Here is a 21,376-nt window from a genome sequence, read left to right on the forward strand (position 1 = left end):
AAACCCCGAGTGCGGGAAATAAGACTAGGCTTTGCTCTAGCTCAACGGGAATATAGTTATTGAAGTATGGTTTAAAAAATACAGTAAAAATATTGCAAAGTCATAAACATTTAACGGAGCAAATGCAAAAAATCATTTGCTCCAAATTTGCTTCTTTTATTTTAGAGTACGATCTAATAAAGCGTACATTTTAGCAAGGCCTTGTTTTTCCGCTTCGCTATTGTAGCCAAGGTCTACACCGTTCGCTTTAGCTCTTTCATCGGCAAGCGGGTTACTAAAGCCATGTTTAGCACCTTCTAAAACCACTACCTCGTGTTTAACCTCAGCAGCTTGCATCTCTTTTTCAAAATTAGCAACATCTTCTAAGGTGACCATACTGTCTAGTTCACCATGTAGAACTAAAATTTCACCCTGAATGTTGCCTTTTTGAGCAGGAGCTTTAGGCGTTAATGTACCATGGAACGTTACACTTGCTTTAAGTGGAGCACCTGAACGCGCAAGATCTAATACGACTTTACCACCATAGCAATAACCTACAGCGGCAATTTTTCCACTGTTTACTTCCGGCTGAGCAGCTAAAGTTTGAAGCCCTGCATTAGCACGATCAGTCACCGTGTCTAAGTCTTCAAATGTCTGCATCATCCATTCATAGGCTTGAGCTGCGGTGGTTGTAACCTTTTTATCACCATACATATCAATTGCAAGCGCAGCATAGCCGTGTTCAGCAAGTTCACGTGCGCGTTGCTCTGTATATTCGTTACGTCCCCACCACTCAGGAGCAACAATCACACCCGCAACAGGTGTTTCGCTATCTGGAGCCGCAAAGTAACCAATTAAATGGCTACCATCTGGTGCAGTATATTGAATTTCACGGGTTTTAATTGCAGTACTCATGACATTAATCCTGAAATTTAAATCGATTTAAATACGCTTGATTAAAGCATAAAAATTAAGAACTAAAATAAATAACTATGTAAAAATCTACATCAAAAGAAAAAGATACAAAGCTATAAGCAATAAAAAAGAAGGAAACCAGTTCCTTCTTTTTATGTGATCATGATTAAATTAAGTTCGGCCTCGAGAAATGAACCCAATTACAGCTAGAATTACAGCTACAACTAATAAAATCACGGCAAAGTCTTTAGATAGCCCTGCAACACCACCAAACCCTAATAGACTGGCAATGAGTGCGATTACTGCAAAAATTATCGCCCAACGGAACATAATGCTGTCCTCCTTATTTTTCATTGTCATTTAACTATATAGCGTGTTTTTTACTCGGAATGTGTCGTTTATGTGGTTGAAATGTATATTAAACAATCATTTTGTGATGTCATAAATACAGCTTCTTTTTTAGTACAGACCACTTCAATGCTATACTGATATATCGTTTTATCTCATCAACTGTTAAAAGATTATGTCTACCGAGACCTCACTTCGACCACTCTTTTGGAAAAACTATCCGTTAGAGCAACTGACTCAGGCTGAGTGGGAAGCTTTATGTGATGGGTGTGGTTTATGCTGTCTGGTAAAACTAGAAGATGAAGATACGCATGAGGTGGCTTATACCAAATTGGCCTGTAAGTTACTTGATTGTGGTACAGGGCGTTGCACGGACTATCCTAATCGTCAACAGCAAGTACCTGACTGCCTGCAATTAACGGTAGAATCTTTAAAAACAATCCACTGGTTGCCATCAAGCTGTGCCTATAAGCGCTTGAATGAAGGCAAGAATTTACCTTCTTGGCATTATTTAAATACGGGTTCGAGACAAAGCGTGGTTAAAGCGAAAAAGTCAGTTGCAGGACGTTGCCTTTCTGAAGTTGATGTCCATGAAGATGATCTTGAAGATTATATTGTGCGGTGGGTGCGCTAATTTAGTCTTAAAAGAGAATGTTTGATTACAGCGTATAATAAAGTAACACTTTTATCGTAATTTTTTTGCTCATCTCCGTAATATAACAATAAAAACAAAAGGAGATAAAAATGATGAGACGATTAGCAGCCCCCTTATTATGTAGTAGCTTTTTTTTGTTAATGGCCTGTGGGTCTAATAATACCAATTCAAAAAATCCTGAACAAAATACGACTGCAAAAGCAGATCAGTCTGTTGCCATCAAACAAACTTATCAGGTTGAAGTAGTCTCACATTTTAATGAGCCTTGGGCTGTGACCAGTCTGCCTGATCAGCGTTTATTAGTGACTGAACGGCAAGGTAAATTAAAAATTTTTAACCCAAAAAATAAACAAATGTTGGATGTGCAAGGTGTTCCCACGGTGAACTATGGGGGGCAAGGTGGTTTAGGAGATGTCATTTTACACCCTGACTTTGCCAAGAATCATTGGGTTTATCTTAGCTATGCTACAAAAGGACAAGGCGGTTCTGGCGCAGTGATTTCACGTGCGAAACTAGATTTATCTCATCCTAACCAGCCAAAACTCACCGATATAAAGCAGATTTGGCAGCAAGTACCTAAAGTCTCGGGACAAGGCCATTATGGACATCGCATGCTTTTTGGTACAGATGGTAAGCTGTGGGTCAGTTCAGGTGAGCGACAAAAGTTTGATCCTGCCCAAAACATGAAAAGTAACTTGGGTAAAATCTTGCATTTAAATGAGGATGGCACCGCGGCTGTAGGTAACCCTTTTTATAAGCAAGGCGGGGTTACTGCTGAAATATGGTCACTTGGACACCGTAACCCTTTAGGTATGGCTTTTGACCGCCAAGGACAGTTGTGGGTGGTTGAGATGGGGCCTAAAGGTGGTGATGAGCTTAATATTATTACCAAAGGTGAAAATTATGGTTATCCAATCGTTTCAAATGGAGACCATTATTCGGGCCAACCTATTCCAGATCATCACACTCGGCCAGAGTTTAAAGCACCAGAAATTGACTGGACTCCTGTTATCTCTCCATCGAGTATGATCATTTATCGTGGTCAGCAATTTCCTGCATGGCAAAATAAAGCCTTAATCGGCGGGTTATCTTCCGAAGCGATTATTGTGGTGGATTTAGAGCATAAGCCCGTGAAAGAAGTGCAAAGATTGGATATGAAAAAACGTATTCGTGGGTTGCATGAAGCACAAGATGGTTCGATTTGGGTGATTGAAGATGGCTCAAATGCGCGTTTACTCAAGCTGAGTAAGAAACCCTCTTAATGCTAAGCAAGCGCCTGTAAATAAAGAACGTGTCTCATAGATTCAAATTGTAGATTTCTGTGAGACGCAATAGACTATAGCGAAAAGACGATAAAGCCATTTGAGATGTCAGACACCCATATTCCACTTCCCGAACGCCTGCGCCCAAGAGACTTGTCTGAAATTATTGGGCAAGACCATTTATTAGGTGAACATGCGCCCTTACGTCAAATGATTGATCAGGGTCATTTGCCTTCTATTATTTTTTGGGGACCACCAGGCGTTGGTAAAACAACGATTGCTTTACTTTTGGCTCAAGCGATAGATCGGCCATTTGTGAGTTTATCTGCGCTGAATACGGGCGTAAAAGAATTACGTGAAGTGATTGCAGAAAGTGGTGATTTACTGACACCTGTTGTTTTTATTGATGAAATTCATCGTTTTAATAAATCACAGCAAGATGCTTTGTTGGGTGCAGTTGAAAAAGGCAAAATTACTTTAATTGGTGCGACCACTGAAAACCCATCTTTTGAAGTCAATAGTGCGCTTTTATCACGTTGTCAGGTCTATACCTTAAATAGTTTAGACAGTGAGGCAATTCAGACATTACTCAACAATGCACTTCAAAGCGATAAATTCTTAAAAGAACGTTATATCCATATTGAAGAATATGATGCACTCATTCAGTTTGCAGCAGGTGATGCTCGAAAAGCGCTTAATTTACTGGACTTGATTGCAAGTACTTTTGAACCAGAAGTTGAAAACACGATTACCAATGCGGTTGTGGTAAAAGTCGCTCAGCAAAATATTGCGCGTTATGACAAATCGGGCGAGCAGCATTACGACCTTGTTTCTGCCTTTATTAAATCAATTCGCGGCAGTGATCCAGATGCAACGCTATATTGGATGGCTCGTATGCTTAAAGGCGGAGAAGATCCGGTTTTTATTGCAAGACGTATGCTGATTGCCGCCTCAGAAGACATTGGAAATTCCAACCCCAATGCGCTATTGCTTGCAGGTGAGTGTTTCCGCTCTGTACAAGCGGTAGGTATGCCGGAGGCCCGAATTATTCTAGGTCAAACAGCAGTTTACCTAGCAACAAGTGCAAAAAGTAATAGTACTTATTTAGCGATTAATAAGGCTCTTGAACTTGCTGAAAAAACAGCAAATTTACCTGTGCCTTTACATTTGAGAAATGCGCCAACCAAGCTTATGAAACAGCAAGGCTATGGAGTTAATTATCTCTATCCTCATGACTACCCAGAGCACTTTGTGCTGCAAGACTATTTGCCGCCTGAGTTGAAGGGAACCAAACTCTATGAGTCTGCAAGAAATAAGCGTGAGGTTGAAGGTGAGCGCTTACAGCAACGCAGATGGCAGCAGGAACAATAGTTCCTGCTTTATGCTATTCCAGCTCTTCAGTGACCTGACCATAAATCAGTAGCGTGAATACACCTGTACCGCCAATAATATTGCCAATAGTGGTTGGGATGAGGAAAGTAAACAGATACTTGCTAATAGAAGCTTCTCCTTGCCAGACCAGATAGGACATTTCTGTAGAACCAACCACTACATGGGTAAAGTCACCCAGTCCTATCAAATAAGTCATAAAAAAGATGAGCAGGAATTTATTACTGACCGAGGGTAACATCCAGACCAATGCAGCAATTAACAGCCCTGACATAATGCCTTTAAGCAGATTCTGGGTTGCAGAAAAGGAACCCACATGATGTGCGAGTTCATCTAGTGCTTTATCAATATCTGGCGTAAACAGGTGAGTAGTTAGGAAAAATAAACTCGCCAAAGCTGTTCCAATGATGTTGCATAGAATCACAATGCCCCATAAGCGGACCACTGCTCGTAATTTATCGAAAGTAAAGGGATTAAATAAAGGCACAACTGTGGTGATGGTATTCTCGGTAAAGAGTTGCATGTGACTCAAAATAGCGATTAGAAACCCAATGGTATAACCGACATTAGTGATTAAGTCGGTCCAGACTGCATCAGCTGGGAGATAAGCAGCAATAATCGCTTTAAATACAAATGAAAAACTGATGACTAAACCCGCGGCAATCCCTGAAAAGATCAGTGCAGTTGTTGGACGATCAAGCTCTTCGGCACCATCACGGCGGATAATTTCATAAACTAGACGGGGTGACAGTTTCTCATGTTCTTCGACTGCCATTTTTTCACGCCAGCTTAAAGTTTTCTCGACTTTCTTTTCCTCTATTTCATGGTCCATCAGGTTTACTCCTCACTGAATAAATATCTTATATTTATTGTTTTATTTATTGTTAAGGCAGTATTCAGGATAAATCTAGTCTATTCATAACAGCTTTATGTGTCTTTTTATAAATTGAATGCACAATGGCTGGATCATCAATAACAAGATTAAAGAAAAGTATAAGCTCTTAAAGTACGGATGAGTGCCATATAGTCGCCTTGAGAGGCTTCAGAAATGACGGTTTCTACTTCAGCTTCGCTCCATCCTTGTTTTAAGGCAGAAGTGCTAAAGTTGTTTAATAAGACCAAAGGATTTTCACCAAAATGGATTGGATGATTCATTAATCTCTTTTCAAGCTTAGATAATTCCATAGGTTCACCCTAGTTTTTAAATTTAATTATTGTGAAGTACTTTGTGTTTTTTTAGATTTTAGTGTTTTAAATTAAGCTTATGCAAGTATTAATTTATTAAAATAGACAAATCTGTCTACATTATTTGGGGCGCATGGCGCTGAATATAAAAAAACCGGGCTTTAGCCCGGTTTTTTTATGAAGTTTTACTGATTAGATGTCAGATAAATCTACGCCTAAACGAGCAGCAACTTCTTCATAAGCTTCAACAACACCGCCTAAACCTTGACGGAAACGGTCTTTGTCGAGTTTCTTCTTAGAGTCTTTATCCCATAAACGGCAGCCGTCTGGAGAGAACTCATCACCAAGCACGATGCGGTCATGGAAAACACCGAATTCAAGCTTGAAGTCCACCAAAATCATGTTGCCTTCAGCAAATAATGCTTTTAATACATCGTTTACTTTATAAGTTAAAACTTTCATTTGTTCTAACTGTTCAGCAGTCGCCCAACCTAAAGCAATCGCTTGAGATTCGTTAACCATTGGGTCGCCTAGACCGTCATCTTTATAGAACAATTCAAATGTAGGAGGAGTTAACTCTTTACCTTCTTCTACACCTAAGCGACGGCATAGAGAACCAGCTGCGTAGTTACGAATTACACATTCAACTGGAATCATTTGAAGTTTTTTAACAAGCACTTCAGTTGGAGAAAGCAATTTTTCAAAATGCGTTTCAATACCTGCAGCAGCAAGTTTTTCCATGATGAAGGCGTTAAAACGGTTGTTCACCTTGCCTTTACGATCTAGTTGTTCGATTTTTTCGCCGTTGAACGCAGAGGCATCATCACGAAAGACTAAAATCAGATGGTCGGCATTGTCTGTTTCATATACAGATTTTGCTTTACCAGTATAGAGCAAGGTTTGTTTTAACATGAGGGAACCTTTTTAAAAAAAATGCCTAGTAAACGACTAGGCTGGCCAATTTTGGTAAATCTGGTTTAACACTTCAGCAGCCACATCTGGGCTTGCAAAAGTGTTATCTACATTAAATAGAGCAAGAGTATGACTAGAACCTACACCAGTAAGTTTAAGCACATAAGTATTGTCATTTACTTTAATCGTCGCTTGATTACTGCCTTGAGCGATGATGTTGAAATTTAAAGTACTTAAAGTTGCTTTGGTGTATTGCCAGATCTCGGCTGTATTTCCATCAACTTTTAACAACGGGTTTTTATTACCGTCAGTCACAAGCTGAGGACGTCCAAGCGCAGTCGTCGTTTCAGCAGTGGCATCTGCTGTAGCATTACCTTGCGTTTGTTCAGGACGTGGTAATGCATAACGGTTGCCACGTTTGTTTTCAAACTTCGGTGCGTTATCAATAGCAAGCTGTTCTACAGTTGGAGCAGGATACAAAGGGGTCGCTGGTCGTACAGTTGCATCGGCAGGATATTCAAGCGGGGCAAGTTGCTTGGCATTCTTATAATCTAAAGAGTGATTATTAATTGCGAAGCGACCACAACCAGCTAAACTTAAGGCTGAAACTGCAAGGACTAAACCAAGACGTAATTGCATCATAAATTGCTCTTATTAAATAATTCCCGCATCTTTTAGGGCATTGCGGAGAGGTTCGCGATATTGCTCAGCGAGAGGAGTGAGTGGTAAACGAATACCAGTATCAATCAGTCCCATCTCATGTAGTGCCCATTTCACAGGAATTGGGTTAGATTCGCAAAATAGAATATTGTGTAAATTTGCAATCTTATTGTTAAGCGTCTTCGCTTGTTGTTCATCTTTGGCAATCGCAACAGCACATACTTCACTCATTGCTTTAGGTGCAATATTTGCAGTAACCGAGATATTACCATCAGCGCCAAGAAGCATAAGTTCCCAAGCTGTTTCATCATCACCTGAGTACACAGCCATCTTGCCATTTAACGCCTCAATTAAAGCTTTACCACGAGGTACATCACCTGTTGCATCTTTAATGCCAACAATATTCGAGATCTCTGCTAAACGTACAGCTGTGTCGTTTGAAAGGTCTACGCCAGTACGACCAGGTACATTATAGAGAATAAGCGGTAATTCAACAGCTTCAGCAATCGCTTTATAGTGTTGGTAAAGGCCTTCTTGGGTTGGCTTGTTATAATATGGTGTTACAAGTAAAGCTGCATCAGCACCGAGGTCTTTGGCAGCGTTAGTTAATTCGATTGCTTCACGGGTTGAGTTTGCACCAGTACCGGCAATAATTGGAATACGTTTATTGGCTACACGAATAATTTCTTTAATAACCTGTGTGTGCTCTTCCATGCTCAATGTTGAGGCTTCGCCGGTTGTACCGACGGCTACAATACTGTTTGTACCTTGTTCTATGTGCCACTCAACCAGCTTCTCAAGACCCTTCCAATCTACACCGCCGTCTTTCAACATTGGTGTGACGATTGCGACGATTGAGCCTTGAATGGTCTGTGCTTGCTGAGTCATTTTTAAAAATATCCTATTTATCCATCCGAATCTGAGGTAAGAAAAACAAAATGTGGGATGGTTGCAGTATTTTGATTGTCCAGTTCTAACAATAACAGATTGTTGAATGACAATTATGCAAATTATGACTGATCAGACGCATAAGAACAATACGCCTAACGGATAATCGCGATGTAAACTTGAGGAAAAGATAGGATGTTTTCGTTATTGCGCATTAAGAACACCCAATAAACACAACAATACAGTTGGATTCAGCTGAGCCTTACTTAATATGTACTTTTTTTATGGCAAGATAGAATGCAATTTCCCAGTTGGGATTGAAGATGACATGGAAATGAATAAACAACCACAAAATGCGGTTTTAATCGTAGTTGATGTACAAAATGGTTTTACACCGGGTGGAAATTTAGCAGTTGCTGATGCCGATAGAATTATTCCAACTATTAACCAACTTGCTGGTTGTTTTGAAAATGTCGTCCTGACTCAGGACTGGCACCCGGATAATCATATCTCTTTTGCAGCCAATCATTTTGGCAAGCAACCATTTGAAACCATTGAACTCGACTATGGACAGCAGGTGCTTTGGCCTAAACATTGTGTACAAGGTACTCAAGATGCCGAGTTTCATCCTGATTTAAATATTCCGACAGCTCAACTGATTATCCGAAAAGGCTTTCACGCTCATATTGATAGTTACTCGGCTTTTATAGAAGCTGATCACTCTACAACGACGGGTTTAACAGGTTATCTAAAAGAGCGCGGTATTGATACGGTTTATGTGGTCGGAATTGCTACGGACTTTTGTGTAGCATGGACTGCTTTAGATGCAGTTAAGCAAGGTTTTAAAACTTTAGTGGTTGAAGATGCTTGTAAAGGGATTGATCTGAATGGTTCGTTAGAACAAGCTTGGCAAACCATGCAGCAGCAAGGTGTTGTCCGTATTCAATCGAATGATCTGTTGAGCGAGTTTTAAGTATATTGCTCTAGTTTTTAACTTTCATATTTTATTTTTAGGGATAGAAAGTATGGCTGCATTCCTACGCTTTACCCAATTTATTCAAAAAACTTTTGCTCTATGGGTGATTGTTTTTGCAGCGCTAGCGCTATGGCAGCCTGAATTTTTTGTCTGGCTCAAAGCGTACATTCCATGGATTTTGGGCATTATTATGCTCGGCATGGGAATGACCATGACCGTCGATGACTTTAAAGGGGTATTACAAAGCCCTAAAGCGGTATTGATTGGGGTGGTAGCGCAGTTTGTCGTAATGCCTGGATTAGCATATGTTTTATGTAAATTACTTAATTTACCCCCTGAAATCGCGGTTGGGGTCATTTTGGTAGGTTGTTGCCCAGGGGGAACGGCTTCAAACGTAATTACTTACATGGCTAAAGGCAATGTGGCGTTATCGGTCGCCTGTACCTCGGTATCAACACTTTTGGCACCTATATTAACCCCTGCGATTTTCTATCTGCTTGCTAGTCAATGGCTAAAGATTGACGCAGCTTCGATGTTTATTTCGATTTTGCAGGTGGTGCTACTACCTATTGTAGTCGGTCTAATTTTAAGAACATGGCTTAAACGTCAGATCGAATCTTATATTCAAGTGATGCCTTTAGTTTCGGTTATTGCAATTGTCGCGATTGTGGCCGCCATTATTGGTGGAAGCAAAGCAGCAATTTTACAGTCGGGTTTGCTTATTTTGGCGGTAGTGATACTGCATAATGGATTTGGATATTTATTAGGTTTTGCAGCAGCACGCTTCTTTAAACTACCGTATGCGGACAGTAAAGCAATTGCCGTAGAAGTTGGTATGCAAAACTCAGGTTTAGGCGTGGCGCTTGCAGCAGTACATTTTGCTGCTTCTCCAATTACGGCTGTACCAAGTGCTATTTTCAGTCTTTGGCATAATATTTCTGGTCCTGCGCTTGCGACTTATTGGGCAAGTAAACACAAACAAGAATAACGGTATAAACAACATCTATTACAAAAGAAGGCCAAACGAATAGTTTGGCTTTTTTATTTAAAGAATATTTGAGGGGAAGCTGAATTTAGAACTGGTATGTCTTTTGCTTTGGATTGATGCACTAAAAATAACGTGAATATCAACATAAATCGCAAAGAAAAAAATAAGGCTTTTTTTTGATGAACCAGATTTTTAAATTATTTATTCCCATGCTCTCAAGCAATTTAATTCTAGTTTTAAGTGGATTGGTTGATATTGCTTATGTAGGGCATTTTAGTAATGACCATGTCGCCGCATTATCGGTAACCTTATCTTTATATACAGTGATTTATGTCATTGGAATGGGTATTCTGCAAGGTGTGATACTCAAGCTCTCGGAAGCATATGGTTGCCATGACATACCCCATATTCGTCAAATCTTTATTCAAGGCATTTGGCTGATGTTATGTTCGGCATTGGTGAGTATTGGCTTGCTTTACTTGTTCCATGATTTACCAAAATTATTTGGTGCATCTGAACATGTGGTTTCAATTACTAAAAACTGTATTTGGGTCTTGGTATTTATTTTACCTGCGCATTTACTGATGCGCCTATGTACAGCTTTGTCTCAGGTCACTGAAAATGCGCATAAGGTTTTACTATCAGATAGCATTTTTTTCATTCTTAAAATTATTTTGTCCTATCTTTTGATTTATGGGGTCGCTTTATTTTCAATTCCACCACTCGGTGCCATAGGGGCTTTGTTCGCTACTCTCATTGTACGGTGGTTTATGTTGGCTGTTTATTACCTGTTTTTCCTAGAGAAAAGCTACATTTTTATTGAGCAACCAGAACGTTCGGTTGAAGATGGCCGACAAAGTCTGCGTATGATTTTAAAAATAGGAATACCTACCGCGATCATGGCGTTGATGGATGTTGTTGCATTTTGTTCGGTGGCTATTTTGATTTTGCCTTTTGGGAGTGTGGTGTCAGCAGCCCATCAAATTGTCGCGAGCACGGGTGGTTTTATGTTTATTTTTCCTTCCTCAATTGCCTCGGCTTATAGCATTTTGGTGTCGCGATCTATGGGCAGTGGCGACATGGAAGAAGCAAACAAAATTGCCAGACAAAGTATATGGGTAATTATGGCAGTGAGTGGCAGTCTGTCCCTAGGTTTATGGTTGGAGCGGGACTTAATTGTTACCTTCTATTCAGATGATTTGGCTGTGCAGGTTTTGGCTGCATCACTGCTGTTAATTGTCTGTATATCTCATTTTCTAGATGGCTTCATGACCTTACTCACCTCTTTGCTGCGCTGTTGGGATGTCTCAATTTTACCCATGCTGATTTTTTTAGTCGTGGTGCTATGTTTCGGATTGGGTGGTGGCTGGTGGATGGCCTATAAAGGCCTGTATTGGGGGAGCCATTCGATTTCTGCAATGGGAATTTATGGTTTCTGGAGTATGGCTGCCATAAGTTATTTAGTGGCTTGTCTAATGAGTGCCTTATGTTTCCGTTTTAGAAAACAATTAAGAGGATTTTGATTGAGCAGACAATGGTTAAAGAGGATGTGCTGCTAACCAATCTTCAATTTCGTTTTCAGAAATCACTTTAAAACCATGGCGCTGTAACAGTGCTGTGGTAATCCCAACGCCCGTAATTTTCTCGCCTTGAAAAGTTCCGTTATAAATTTTTTGACTGCCGCAAGATGGGCTATTTTCTTTTAAAACCACACAGCTTGCTTTTATTTGCTGTGCAATTTCTAGAGTGCGGTGAGCACCTTTTAAATAGAGCGCTGTCACATCTAAACCAGATGAGTCAGTAATTTTTGCCTTGCCATCAAGCACATCTTTACCTGTTCCTCCTACAATTTCTGCGGGTAAGCGAGGCGTGCTAAATCCACCTAATAACTCTGGGCAAAGTGCATGGGCTTTTTTATTTAAAAATAATTGCTGAAGTGTAGTGTGCAGGCATGTTTGACCATCATAACGTACAGGTTCACCAATTAAACAGGCACTGATTAAAAGCATGAGTTTTCCGCCGTTAGAACTTTAAAAGCCATGTGAGTGTACCCAATGATTTATAAAATATGAAATTAAAAACGGGTGCAAACAAACGGCGTAATTTGATTAATAAATTACACAATTCATAATTAAATTATGTATTGCATAATTTAATTGTTTTTAGTAGCATCTGTTTTAAGGTAAATGGCCATTGGAGGTCCAACAAGGATGTTGGCCTCCATAAATCTAGGAATGACTTTAGGAAAAGGCGATTTTTAAAGGTTTATTGAAAAATCTCAATCGTACTTTTAGATAAGAAAGGACTGTGTGTATGGAAAATAAACACCATATAGAAGGGAAATTAATCATCGGCTTCGTGCTCACTCAATCATCGTTTTAATTATTGGTTTTTTTCTCATAGGATGCGTTGGGCTAAGGCATTTTGACGGTTCAAACACTCTCCCCGCAAATGCGTATTCTATAGAGAAAGGAGCTGACCAGATCAGCAGAAATAAACGGATCAGGTAATCACCAGAGGGAAACTAGATGGATATTTTAGAGAACCCATTAGAACTATGCGGTTTTGCATTTATTGAGTTTGTTTCAAAAGAAAATGAATTAGATACAATTTTTGAAACCATCGGCTTTTCAAAAGTAGCCAAGCATAAATCGAAAAAAGTGTACTTATGGCGTCAAGGAAATATCAATATTATCCTGAATTATCAGCCAGAATCTTATGCTTCATTCTTTTTCAATGAGCATGGCCCATCTGCTTGCGCAATGGGATTCAAAACACGTGATGCAGCAAAAGCTTTTAAAAAGGCTGTTGAGCTTGGTGCAGAACCAATGCAATCTAATATTGGGCCAATGGAGCTTAACATTCCGGCAATTAAAGGTATTGGTGGCATGCCAATCTTCTTGGTTGACCGTGACATTTATGAAAATGACTTTGTTTTCTTTGATGATGCGCAGCGTCACCCAGAAGGTGCTGGTTTAAAAGAAATTGACCACTTAACTCATAACGTCTACAAAGGCCGTATGGAGTACTGGGCAAACTTCTACGAGAAGATTTTTAACTTCCAAGAAATTCGTTACTTCGACATTAAAGGCGAATATACAGGTTTAACATCTAAAGCGTTAACTGCTCCAGATGGCATGATCCGTATTCCTTTAAATGAAGACTCAGACAAGGGTAACGGTCAGATTGCAGAATTCTTAGCTGATTTTAATGGCGAAGGTATTCAGCATATTGCGTTTATTTGTGATGACTTAATTTCGACTTGGGATAAGTTAAAGGGCTTGGGTCTGCAATTTATGACTCCACCGCCAAACACATATTATGAAATGTTGGAAGACCGTTTACCTGAGCATGGCGAACCGACTAATGAATTACAGCAGCGCGGTATTTTGCTTGACGGTAATACTAAAGACGGTCAGAAGAAGCTTTTATTGCAAATCTTCTCTCAAAATATGATTGGGCCAGTTTTCTTCGAATTTATTCAACGTAAAGATGACGACGGTTTTGGTGAAGGTAACTTCAAGGCACTGTTTGAATCGATTGAACGTGACCAAATTCGCCGTGGTGTTCTCGAAGCAAAATAAGTTTTGCTTTGTCTCTAATCTAAAAAAACCAAGAGCATTGCTCTTGGTTTTTTTATGGCTAATGATTAGCGGCTTTTAATATATTGATTAATTAAATTAATCTCATTTTTAAGCGTTTCAATAATTTTACTTTGTGGGTCGACGGGTAAAAACATTTCACTATCCAGTGCCACAATACAAAACTCAATGCTCTGGTTTGAGTTAAATACTGGTAGACCTACTGCGTTAATACCTGTGAGTAAATCACCTTTCGCTGCTGACATTTGTTGCTGGCGAATAGTTTCTTTAAGCTCTGTAAATGCTTGCCAGTTCTGTGGGGCAATATTTAGTCCAAGTTCCTGATGCTTTTGCCATTCGGCTTCCATTAAGGGACGAACAAAATGCTCTGGAAGATAAGAAGCAAATAAACGTCCTGCAGCAGAATTAACTAAAGGCATAATTGAGCCGACTTTAGTGACAATCGAAATAGGGTGGTTAGACTCAATTGACTGAACCACAACAGGCCCTTTCGGGGACCATTTACTAATTTGTATGCCGCAACCAATTTTGTTTTGTAGGTCGTAAATTAAATGCTGTACGAGCTGTAGTGTGTCGCTATGTTGAACACAGTTAAGACCTAAGCGCCATGCCTGATCACCTAAAGCATATTGTCCATCATCAAGCTGTTTTGCATATTCCATACGAATAAGGCTGACCAGATAGCGGTGAACCTTAGCAGGATGCATTTCGAGCTTGCTAGACAGATCTTTGAGAATAATAGGTTGATTGTGTTCCAAAAGGGCGTTTAGTACAGATAAACCGACTTCAAGTGATTGAACCCCCCCAGATACTTTTTCTTCAATCATTTAAATACCCTTAATAAATTTACTTTAGCTGTTAAACAGTGACGATCAAAACATAAATTGAAATTGGCGCGTTTTACATCATGCCTGAGCCTAGTGAAAAATAGAAATCACCTTTTTCTATTAGCGAAATTGACATGTTTAATAACCAAAAATTTTCTAAAATCACTATGCTCTTATTTATAGCGCAATTTTCTAGAAATTTAGCGGTTTTAAATAATATAAATCGGCATTGATATAGAACTGCTCTTAAAACAATTCTAATCAATGCCGATTTTTTAGTGCGCTCTTTAAAAATTAGGTTCCTAATTCTTCTTCATGCAAGAAATGAGTGTGGTGTGGAGCGCGTTTGGTTTTGCTCCATTCCTCTAGCATTTCAGTTTTCATTTCTTCAGTAATTTTTGCAATTTTTTCTTCAGCATGCGCATCGTTATAAGTCAGTTCTAAACGATGGCCATTTGGGTCAAAGAAGTAAATTGAGTGGAAAATACCGTGATTGGTCACACCCAAAACTTTCACACCATTTTCTTCTAAATGTTGCTTGGCAGCCATCAACGCATTTAAGTCTTCAACTTCAAAAGCAATATGTTGTACCCATTGAGGCGTATTTTCGTCTCGGCCCATTTCTGGTTGAGTTGGCAATTCAAAAAATGCCAAAACGTTACCTTGACCAGCATCTAAGAATAAATGCATATATGGGTCAAAGGCTTTAGTTGACGGCACATGGTCTTCAGCAAAAGCTAAAATAAAGTCCATGTTGAGCATTTTTTTGTACCACTCAACTGTTTCTTTCGCATCCTTACAACGATATGCAACGTGATGTATTTTTTTAATGGCAAATGTCATATTAAAACTCCTTTTTACTATTCCCAATCTGGTTGTTGTTCTGGCGCCGCGTTATAAAAGGCTGGGATAGACAAACAATGGTGATAAATCGATTCAATTTTTGGAAACGCAGATAAATCAATCTTGAAGCGTTTCGCGTTGTAGACCTGTGGAATCAGGCAGCAATCGGCAATGGTTGCTTGTTGTCCAAAGCAGAATTGTCCATTTGAATCTTGAAGTTGCTGTTCGAGATTTTGAAAGCCTTCAATAATCCAGTGTTGATACCAATAATTTTTCTGCTCATCTGAAACATTTAAGTCATTTTTTAAATATTTCAGTACGCGTAAGTTATTTAATGGATGAATATCGCAAGCGATTGCTTGAGCAAAAGCGCGAACTTTTGCTCTCTCTTGCACATCACTTGGAAGTAGTTTGGTTTCTGGATATTGCTCATCTAGATATTCCAAAATACTTAACGATTGAGACAAGGTTAAATCGCCGTCAATTAAAGTCGGGACCAGAGCACTACGGTTTAACTTTAAATAGTCTTCGCTTTGCTGTTCGTTTTTTACTAGATGAACCGGAACAGTCTCATAAGCTAAACCTTTAATGTTTAGACCAATCCGTACTCTGTAGGCTGCAGAGCTACGAAAGTAACTATACAGCTTCATAGTCAGGCTCCGAAGTTTCTGCAAAATCGAAATTTAATGCAGGAAGGACTGTATTTCGAACTTCACCGAAGCCAATGCGAATACCATTTTTCTCACAATGACCTTTCATGATCAGGGTATCGCCGTCTTGCAAGAAACCACGAGTTTCACCATTGGCAAGTGTTAAAGGCTTGGTGGTGTTCCATGTAAGCTCAAGCAAGCTACCATAAGAGTCAGGTGTAGAACCTGAAATGGTACCTGAACCCATTAAATCACCAACCTGAACATTACAGCCACCAATGGTGTGGTGAGTAAGCTGTTGAGCCATAGACCAATACATATATTTAAAATTGGTTTTGCAGATCACGTCAGCTTGTGCCGATTTCGGGCTTTGAATTTCAACACTCAAATTAATGTCGTAACTATTCGCGATATTTTCTTGTAAATACGCTAAAGGTTTAGGCTCTTGTTTTGGGCCTTCGACTTTAAATGGCTCAAGTGCTTCAAGCGTTACCACCCAAGGTGAAATCGAACTTGCAAAAGTTTTCGCATTAAATGGTCCAAGTGGAACATATTCCCATTGTTGGATATCGCGTGCTGACCAGTCATTGAGTAATACCATTCCAAAAATATGATCCCAAGCATTTTCAATCGAGATCGGCTGGCCAAGCTCTGTTGGTTTACCAATAACAAATGCTGTTTCAAGTTCGAAATCGAGTTTACGTGTCGCTGAGAAAACTGGGCGCTCTTCATTTGGAAGTTTAATTTGTCCAGATGGACGCACGACTTGAGTGCCACTGACGACAACAGAGCTAGCACGGCCATTGTAACCAACAGGCAATTCAGTCCAGTTTGGAAGTAAGGCATTTTTAGGGTCGCGGAACATACAGCCTACATTGGTGGCATGTTCTTTAGACGAATAGAAATCGGTATAACCAGATACTTGAAGTGGTAAATGCAAAGTAACACTGTCTTGCTTAACCAAAACTTCTTGGCGCAAGGCTTCATTTTCTTTGAGTGTTAAATTTTCAACTGAAAGAAGAGACTGTAGTGTCTTACGAGTTTTTGACCAGTTAGCTTTACCAGACTCAATAAATTTATTCAGTGTAGGCTGGTTAAAATATGTGTCTTGTTCTGAAAGTTTTAAAAGACCGTGCTTTTCAAGAGCAGCGAGATCAATCACCCAATCACCAATAGCTACACCAACTTGACGCTCACTTTCGTTAGCTCTGCTAAAAACACCGTAAGGCAAATTATGAATAGTGAAATCTGATTGAGGTGAAACTTCAATAAAAGAGTTTAGTTTTTGTTCCATTTTCGCTTCCTTGTCTTTATCTCGGGTCTTATACAAATAAAAGTTCGGTCTAGGACTGAGCTACTCAATAAGTTTTAACCTTTGCTTAGATCATCTTTTGTCTTATGAGTTTGATATAGACCGAGCACAACCAATTGCTTCATGTCTCTATAATACTGAATTCATCAAATTACGCAATACATAATTTAATTACACATTTCATAATAATTGTCATTTCTTGTATTTTCTGTTTTCATTCGCGGTCATGAGAAAAGTCACGCAATTATTTTTTCATGAATCTCTATGAAAGTTTGATCAATTTATGATATACGTAATTTATTGGAAAAAAATTACGTGACACGGATGAGAATAATCATATGTCAGCACAAGAGCAAGGAAACCTGAAACATGGTTTGAGTAATCGGCACATCCAGCTTATTGCATTGGGTGGGGCGATTGGCACAGGGCTTTTTCTTGGTATATCACAATCGATTAAATTAGCAGGTCCATCGGTCATCCTCGGTTATGCCATTGCAGGATTTATTGCTTTTTTAATGATGCGTCAGCTTGGCGAAATGGTGGTAGAAGAGCCAGTTAGTGGATCTTTTAGTCATTTTGCCTACAAATATTGGGGACCATTTGCAGGGTTCATGTCAGGATGGAACTATTGGGTACTCAATGTACTCGTCTGTATGGCAGAACTAAGTGCAATTGGTCTTTACATTCAATATTGGTGGCCGCAAATCCCGACGTGGGCATCTGCTTTAACTTTCTTTGTCTTAATTAATGGCATTAATCTGCTACACGTTAAGTTTTTTGGCGAAATGGAATTTTGGTTTTCTATTGTCAAAATCTTAGCGATTCTTGCAATGATTGGCTTTGGTTCATATCTACTTGCAACAGGCACAGCAGGTCCACAGGCAAGCATTTCAAACCTCTGGGCAATTGGCGGTTTCTTCCCGTTTGGTGTTGAAGGCTTAGTGATGGCCATGGCAGTCATTATTTTTGCTTTTGGCGGTATCGAGCTTTTCGGTATTACAGCGGCTGAAGCACGTGACCCAGACAAAACCTTACCTAAAGCGGTAAACCAGATTATCTATCGTATTTTGATTTTCTATATTGCAACGCTTCTTGTTTTATTCTCATTATTCCCTTGGAATCAAATGGCACAAGGTGGCAGTCCTTTTGTAATGGTGTTTGCTTCTTTAGACAGTCAAGGCGTTGCGACTTTACTCAACTTCGTGATTTTGACTGCTGCGGTTTCAGTTTATAACGGTACAAGCTATTGCAGTAGCCGTATGTTGTTAGGCCTTGCTCAGCAAGGAAATGCACCAAAAGTATTTGCACGTATTAATAAACGCGGTATTCCAACCAATGCTGTGATCCTTTCTGCGGCAGTTACTATTTTATGTGTGTTGTTAAATTACATTTTCCCTGAAAAAGCATTTGGTTTGCTCATGATGCTTGTAGTTGCAGCGATTGTGATTAACTGGGTCGTAATTTCATGGACACATTTAAAATTCCGTAAGTTTATGATGCGCCAAGGTCAAACTACGAAATTCCCAAGTTTCATGTATCCATTTAGTAATTACCTTTGCATGGTGTTTATGCTTGGAATTTTAGTTGTCATGTCGCTAACGCCAGATATGCGTGTGGCGGTGATGATGATTCCGGGATGGATTTTGTGCTTAATGGTGGCTTATCAATTTAAACGCCGTAAGTTAAAAGCTGAGCAGCCTGTACATGCTTTAGAAGCAGATATGTAATCAGGTCTGAGTTAGAAACTAAAAAGGACGTATCAATACGTCCTTTTTTATTTTTAAAATTTACAACAGAAATTAAAGGATTTTATTATTGTTATAATATAACATTTCATTAATTTAATGATGAGCAATTTTCCCATTTTTGGTGAAGATAGAGCATATTTATGAAGCGTTATTTCGGTTTAATTTTATTATCTCTCACAGCATGTAGCACTCAAACACCCAAGCCAACAACCCCTCTGCATACCCAAACATCTTTACCTCAACCTACAAAAACATTGGTCAAAATAAAGCCTCAACCCGAGGCGTATGTTGCGTGGTTAGCAACAGGTGATCACAGGCAGTCTGTGCAGGCTTATAAGCAATTTCTTAAGCAGAAAGGACTTGCCAATTTAGTCCCGGATTATGAGTTATTACGTTCAGCTCGAGAATGGCAAAAATGTGGCGTCGAGCCTTATGCGGTGCCACCAAGAGAGATTTGGTCCAACATCGTTCCGACACTTAGTATTTTAAAAGCGTTAGTTGAGGATGGTGTAATTAATGATTTTGAAGTGACTTCGGTCTACCGAGCGTTATCTCTAAACCGCTGTGCGGGTGGTGCTGATGCTTCTCGACATGTCTTTAATGCAGCGCTTGATTTTCGAATTGGCCCAGAACAGCCGAGTGATTTAGACCAGTTTAATATTCAGCAAACCAAAACCAAACTTTGTCAGTTTTGGGCGACAAAAGGTCAAGCGCTTAATATGGGACTGGGTGTTTATGCTTCAGGACAAATTCATATTGATAGCCAAGGATTCCGTGCCTGGGGGCCTGACCATCATTACAAAACCTCAATTTGTCAGGGACTATAAAAGCAATTTTTTCAACGACTAAGTAAATTGACCCAAACAAAAGCGGAATAAAAACTTGATCAATAGTTATGTTATAACATAACATTATTGTGGTTTAGAAATAGATTACGCCTGTGATCTGGTCATATTAAATGGCCAGCCATGATCAGTTTAAATATTATTCAAAGAGATCAAGCCATGCGCACTGCAATCGCCAACTCATTTGCCAAGCTTCCTGTCACTGTTCTATCGGGCTTTTTAGGTGCAGGAAAGACCACATTACTCAACCATATTTTAAATAATCGTGAAGGCCGCCGTATTGCCGTGATCGTCAATGATATGTCTGAGGTGAATATTGATGCTGCATTAGTACGTGAAGGTGGGGCAGAGCTTTCAAGAACGGATGAAAAGCTGGTTGAAATGAGTAATGGCTGTATCTGTTGTACGTTACGCGAAGATTTATTGGTTGAGGTGAGACGTTTAGCTGATGAAGGACGCTTTGACCAATTGGTGATTGAGTCGACAGGCATTTCAGAACCATTGCCTGTTGCAGAAACTTTTACTTTTGAAGATGAGGATGGAAACTCACTCAATGAGTTTGCTCGACTCGACACCATGGTTACGGTAGTCGATGCTTTTAATTTTCTTAAAGATTACAGTTCAGTTGACTCCCTGCAACAACGCGGCGAGTCATTAGGCGAACAAGATGAGAGAACTGTGGTTGACCTCCTTATCGACCAAATTGAATTTTGTGATGTGATTGTGCTGAATAAAATTGATTTGATTGATCTGGCGCAGCAAGAGCAACTTATCGCCATTTTAAAAACGTTAAACCCGCGTGCCCGAATTGAAATTGCTCAATTTGGAAAGATCGCTTTAGATAAAATTTTAAATACGCAATTATTTGATTTTGATGAAGCTGCGCAAGCACCAGGCTGGTTAAAAGAGTTACGCGGCGAGCATACGCCAGAGACTGAAGAGTATGGAATCAGTAGCTTTGTTTACCGTGCCCGCCGACCTTTCCATCCCGAGCGTTTTTATGATTTGGTACAGGCTGAATGGCCGGGAGTCGTGCGTTCCAAAGGCTTTTTCTGGTTGGCTGCCGAACCAACATTGGCTTATTCATGGTCACAAGCGGGTGCAATGGCTCGACATGGCTTAGCTGGTTATTGGTGGGCGGCCGTTGCAGAAGAAGATTGGCCGAGTGACCTAGCCAGCATTGAACAAATTAAGAAAAATTGGGATGCCCGCACAGGTGATGCGCGTCAGGAGCTAGTTTTAATTGGTATGCAAATGGATGAGCAAGTTTTAATACAACGCTTAGACCGTTGCTTGTTAAGTGATGAAGAAATGGCTTTAGGACCACAAGTTTGGCAGAGTTGGTCTAATCCTTTTAAGCAAGATGATGAAACCATGTTGATTGCTTAATTA

22 protein-coding genes are annotated in these 21,376 nt (G+C 39.7%); 10 read left to right on the plus strand and 12 right to left on the minus strand.

Annotated features, from left to right (window positions below):
- Positions 1–156 precede the first annotated feature (156 nt).
- Both MKX14_RS06205 and MKX14_RS06210 read right to left on the minus strand, forming a co-directional pair.
- Positions 157–894, minus strand: a complete 738-nt coding sequence (locus tag MKX14_RS06205; RefSeq protein WP_240282051.1) for a dienelactone hydrolase family protein — start codon at positions 892–894, stop codon at positions 157–159.
- A 171-nt stretch (positions 895–1,065) separates the two neighbouring features.
- A complete protein-coding gene (locus MKX14_RS06210; RefSeq protein WP_002053759.1) occupies positions 1,066–1,224 on the minus strand; it encodes a DUF1328 domain-containing protein in 159 nt (52 codons plus the stop codon).
- Between the two features lie 193 nt (positions 1,225–1,417).
- Here MKX14_RS06210 and MKX14_RS06215 point away from each other — a divergent pair, with 193 nt between their 5' ends.
- The 3 genes from MKX14_RS06215 (at position 1,418) to rarA (ending at position 4,530) form a co-directional block, all read left to right on the plus strand.
- Positions 1,418–1,876, plus strand: coding sequence for a YcgN family cysteine cluster protein (locus MKX14_RS06215; protein ID WP_240282052.1), 459 nt, complete (start codon positions 1,418–1,420; stop codon positions 1,874–1,876).
- Positions 1,877–1,986: 110 nt separating this feature from the next.
- The gene (yliI, locus tag MKX14_RS06220; RefSeq protein WP_240282053.1) at positions 1,987–3,159 is read left to right on the plus strand and encodes a PQQ-dependent sugar dehydrogenase; all 1,173 of its coding nucleotides are present in this window, start codon (positions 1,987–1,989) and stop codon (positions 3,157–3,159) included.
- Between the two features lie 105 nt (positions 3,160–3,264).
- The gene (gene rarA, locus MKX14_RS06225; protein ID WP_240282054.1) at positions 3,265–4,530 is read left to right on the plus strand and encodes a replication-associated recombination protein A; all 1,266 of its coding nucleotides are present in this window, start codon (positions 3,265–3,267) and stop codon (positions 4,528–4,530) included.
- Positions 4,531–4,543: 13 nt separating this feature from the next.
- Here rarA and yfdC read toward each other — a convergent pair whose 3' ends face one another.
- The 5 genes from yfdC to dapA all read right to left on the minus strand — a co-directional run bounded on the left by yfdC (position 4,544) and on the right by dapA (position 8,193).
- Positions 4,544–5,380, minus strand: a complete 837-nt coding sequence (gene yfdC, locus MKX14_RS06230; protein ID WP_046812119.1) for a formate/nitrite transporter family protein — start codon at positions 5,378–5,380, stop codon at positions 4,544–4,546.
- Positions 5,381–5,529: 149 nt separating this feature from the next.
- A complete protein-coding gene (locus tag MKX14_RS06235) occupies positions 5,530–5,733 on the minus strand; it encodes a hypothetical protein (protein ID WP_032036259.1) in 204 nt (67 codons plus the stop codon).
- Between the two features lie 192 nt (positions 5,734–5,925).
- A complete protein-coding gene (gene purC, locus MKX14_RS06240) occupies positions 5,926–6,645 on the minus strand; it encodes a phosphoribosylaminoimidazolesuccinocarboxamide synthase (RefSeq protein WP_002119240.1) in 720 nt (239 codons plus the stop codon).
- 36 nt (positions 6,646–6,681) lie between these two features.
- Positions 6,682–7,284, minus strand: a complete 603-nt coding sequence (locus tag MKX14_RS06245) for a lipoprotein-34 precursor (NlpB) (protein ID WP_046812148.1) — start codon at positions 7,282–7,284, stop codon at positions 6,682–6,684.
- A gap of 15 nt (positions 7,285–7,299) precedes the next feature.
- Complete coding sequence (dapA, locus tag MKX14_RS06250; protein ID WP_046812118.1) at positions 7,300–8,193, minus strand: 4-hydroxy-tetrahydrodipicolinate synthase; 894 nt, start codon at positions 8,191–8,193, stop codon at positions 7,300–7,302.
- Positions 8,194–8,521: 328 nt separating this feature from the next.
- Here dapA and pncA point away from each other — a divergent pair, with 328 nt between their 5' ends.
- The 3 genes from pncA (at position 8,522) to norM (ending at position 11,680) form a co-directional block, all read left to right on the plus strand.
- On the plus strand, positions 8,522–9,166 hold the full coding sequence (gene pncA, locus MKX14_RS06255; RefSeq protein ID WP_240282055.1) for a bifunctional nicotinamidase/pyrazinamidase: 645 nt from the start codon (positions 8,522–8,524) through the stop codon (positions 9,164–9,166).
- A gap of 52 nt (positions 9,167–9,218) precedes the next feature.
- Entirely contained in the window at positions 9,219–10,157 is a 939-nt protein-coding gene (locus MKX14_RS06260; protein ID WP_240282056.1) for a bile acid:sodium symporter family protein, read from the plus strand.
- Between the two features lie 179 nt (positions 10,158–10,336).
- Positions 10,337–11,680 carry an MATE family efflux transporter gene (gene norM / locus MKX14_RS06265; protein ID WP_240282057.1) on the plus strand — a complete coding sequence of 448 codons (1,344 nt, stop codon included), beginning with the start codon at positions 10,337–10,339 and terminating at the stop codon, positions 11,678–11,680.
- 15 nt (positions 11,681–11,695) lie between these two features.
- Here norM and MKX14_RS06270 read toward each other — a convergent pair whose 3' ends face one another.
- Positions 11,696–12,166: a DUF523 domain-containing protein gene (locus tag MKX14_RS06270; RefSeq protein ID WP_240282058.1), complete on the minus strand. Its 471-nt coding sequence runs from the start codon at positions 12,164–12,166 to the stop codon at positions 11,696–11,698.
- A 519-nt stretch (positions 12,167–12,685) separates the two neighbouring features.
- Here MKX14_RS06270 and hppD point away from each other — a divergent pair.
- Positions 12,686–13,741, plus strand: coding sequence for a 4-hydroxyphenylpyruvate dioxygenase (gene hppD / locus MKX14_RS06275; protein WP_240282059.1), 1,056 nt, complete (start codon positions 12,686–12,688; stop codon positions 13,739–13,741).
- A gap of 65 nt (positions 13,742–13,806) precedes the next feature.
- Here hppD and araD read toward each other — a convergent pair whose 3' ends face one another.
- The 4 genes from araD to fahA all read right to left on the minus strand — a co-directional run bounded on the left by araD (position 13,807) and on the right by fahA (position 17,373).
- Positions 13,807–14,586, minus strand: coding sequence for an IclR family transcriptional regulator (araD, locus tag MKX14_RS06280; RefSeq protein ID WP_039254009.1), 780 nt, complete (start codon positions 14,584–14,586; stop codon positions 13,807–13,809).
- Between the two features lie 294 nt (positions 14,587–14,880).
- Positions 14,881–15,429, minus strand: a complete 549-nt coding sequence (locus tag MKX14_RS06285; RefSeq protein ID WP_002119119.1) for a VOC family protein — start codon at positions 15,427–15,429, stop codon at positions 14,881–14,883.
- Between the two features lie 17 nt (positions 15,430–15,446).
- On the minus strand, positions 15,447–16,079 hold the full coding sequence (maiA, locus tag MKX14_RS06290) for a maleylacetoacetate isomerase (RefSeq protein ID WP_014207986.1): 633 nt from the start codon (positions 16,077–16,079) through the stop codon (positions 15,447–15,449).
- Positions 16,066–17,373 (minus strand): fumarylacetoacetase, encoded by a 1,308-nt coding sequence (gene fahA, locus MKX14_RS06295; RefSeq protein ID WP_240282060.1) that lies wholly within the window; start codon positions 17,371–17,373, stop codon positions 16,066–16,068. The genes maiA and fahA overlap by 14 nt, the downstream gene beginning before the upstream one ends.
- Before the next feature lie 356 nt (positions 17,374–17,729).
- Between fahA and aroP the strand changes: the two genes are divergently transcribed.
- From aroP to zigA, 3 genes are all read left to right on the plus strand, one after another.
- A complete protein-coding gene (aroP, locus tag MKX14_RS06300; RefSeq protein ID WP_240282061.1) occupies positions 17,730–19,118 on the plus strand; it encodes an amino acid permease in 1,389 nt (462 codons plus the stop codon).
- Between the two features lie 161 nt (positions 19,119–19,279).
- A complete protein-coding gene (gene zrlA / locus MKX14_RS06305) occupies positions 19,280–19,966 on the plus strand; it encodes a D-Ala-D-Ala carboxypeptidase ZrlA (RefSeq protein ID WP_240282062.1) in 687 nt (228 codons plus the stop codon).
- A gap of 141 nt (positions 19,967–20,107) precedes the next feature.
- Entirely contained in the window at positions 20,108–21,373 is a 1,266-nt protein-coding gene (gene zigA / locus MKX14_RS06310; protein ID WP_133482260.1) for a zinc metallochaperone GTPase ZigA, read from the plus strand.
- Positions 21,374–21,376 lie beyond the last annotated feature (3 nt).

The sequence above is a fragment of the Acinetobacter pittii genome (assembly GCF_022449185.1).
In the GTDB taxonomy this organism is placed as follows: Bacteria; Pseudomonadota; Gammaproteobacteria; order Pseudomonadales; family Moraxellaceae; genus Acinetobacter; species Acinetobacter pittii_I.

What these genes read in the sequence shown, in the direction of transcription:
- MKX14_RS06205 (WP_240282051.1), bottom strand. Translation starts at nt 894, where the DNA reads ATGAGTACTGCAATTAAAACCCGTGAAATTCAATATACTGCACCAGAT.
- MKX14_RS06210 (WP_002053759.1), bottom strand. Translation starts at nt 1,224, where the DNA reads ATGTTCCGTTGGGCGATAATTTTTGCAGTAATCGCACTCATTGCCAGT.
- MKX14_RS06215 (WP_240282052.1), top strand. Translation starts at nt 1,418, where the DNA reads ATGTCTACCGAGACCTCACTTCGACCACTCTTTTGGAAAAACTATCCG.
- yliI (WP_240282053.1), top strand. Translation starts at nt 1,987, where the DNA reads ATGATGAGACGATTAGCAGCCCCCTTATTATGTAGTAGCTTTTTTTTG.
- rarA (WP_240282054.1), top strand. Translation starts at nt 3,265, where the DNA reads ATGTCAGACACCCATATTCCACTTCCCGAACGCCTGCGCCCAAGAGAC.
- yfdC (WP_046812119.1), bottom strand. Translation starts at nt 5,380, where the DNA reads ATGGACCATGAAATAGAGGAAAAGAAAGTCGAGAAAACTTTAAGCTGG.
- MKX14_RS06235 (WP_032036259.1), bottom strand. Translation starts at nt 5,733, where the DNA reads ATGGAATTATCTAAGCTTGAAAAGAGATTAATGAATCATCCAATCCAT.
- purC (WP_002119240.1), bottom strand. Translation starts at nt 6,645, where the DNA reads ATGTTAAAACAAACCTTGCTCTATACTGGTAAAGCAAAATCTGTATAT.
- MKX14_RS06245 (WP_046812148.1), bottom strand. Translation starts at nt 7,284, where the DNA reads ATGCAATTACGTCTTGGTTTAGTCCTTGCAGTTTCAGCCTTAAGTTTA.
- dapA (WP_046812118.1), bottom strand. Translation starts at nt 8,193, where the DNA reads ATGACTCAGCAAGCACAGACCATTCAAGGCTCAATCGTCGCAATCGTC.
- pncA (WP_240282055.1), top strand. Translation starts at nt 8,522, where the DNA reads ATGGAAATGAATAAACAACCACAAAATGCGGTTTTAATCGTAGTTGAT.
- MKX14_RS06260 (WP_240282056.1), top strand. Translation starts at nt 9,219, where the DNA reads ATGGCTGCATTCCTACGCTTTACCCAATTTATTCAAAAAACTTTTGCT.
- norM (WP_240282057.1), top strand. Translation starts at nt 10,337, where the DNA reads ATGAACCAGATTTTTAAATTATTTATTCCCATGCTCTCAAGCAATTTA.
- MKX14_RS06270 (WP_240282058.1), bottom strand. Translation starts at nt 12,166, where the DNA reads ATGCTTTTAATCAGTGCCTGTTTAATTGGTGAACCTGTACGTTATGAT.
- hppD (WP_240282059.1), top strand. Translation starts at nt 12,686, where the DNA reads ATGGATATTTTAGAGAACCCATTAGAACTATGCGGTTTTGCATTTATT.
- araD (WP_039254009.1), bottom strand. Translation starts at nt 14,586, where the DNA reads ATGATTGAAGAAAAAGTATCTGGGGGGGTTCAATCACTTGAAGTCGGT.
- MKX14_RS06285 (WP_002119119.1), bottom strand. Translation starts at nt 15,429, where the DNA reads ATGACATTTGCCATTAAAAAAATACATCACGTTGCATATCGTTGTAAG.
- maiA (WP_014207986.1), bottom strand. Translation starts at nt 16,079, where the DNA reads ATGAAGCTGTATAGTTACTTTCGTAGCTCTGCAGCCTACAGAGTACGG.
- fahA (WP_240282060.1), bottom strand. Translation starts at nt 17,373, where the DNA reads ATGGAACAAAAACTAAACTCTTTTATTGAAGTTTCACCTCAATCAGAT.
- aroP (WP_240282061.1), top strand. Translation starts at nt 17,730, where the DNA reads ATGTCAGCACAAGAGCAAGGAAACCTGAAACATGGTTTGAGTAATCGG.
- zrlA (WP_240282062.1), top strand. Translation starts at nt 19,280, where the DNA reads ATGAAGCGTTATTTCGGTTTAATTTTATTATCTCTCACAGCATGTAGC.
- zigA (WP_133482260.1), top strand. Translation starts at nt 20,108, where the DNA reads ATGATCAGTTTAAATATTATTCAAAGAGATCAAGCCATGCGCACTGCA.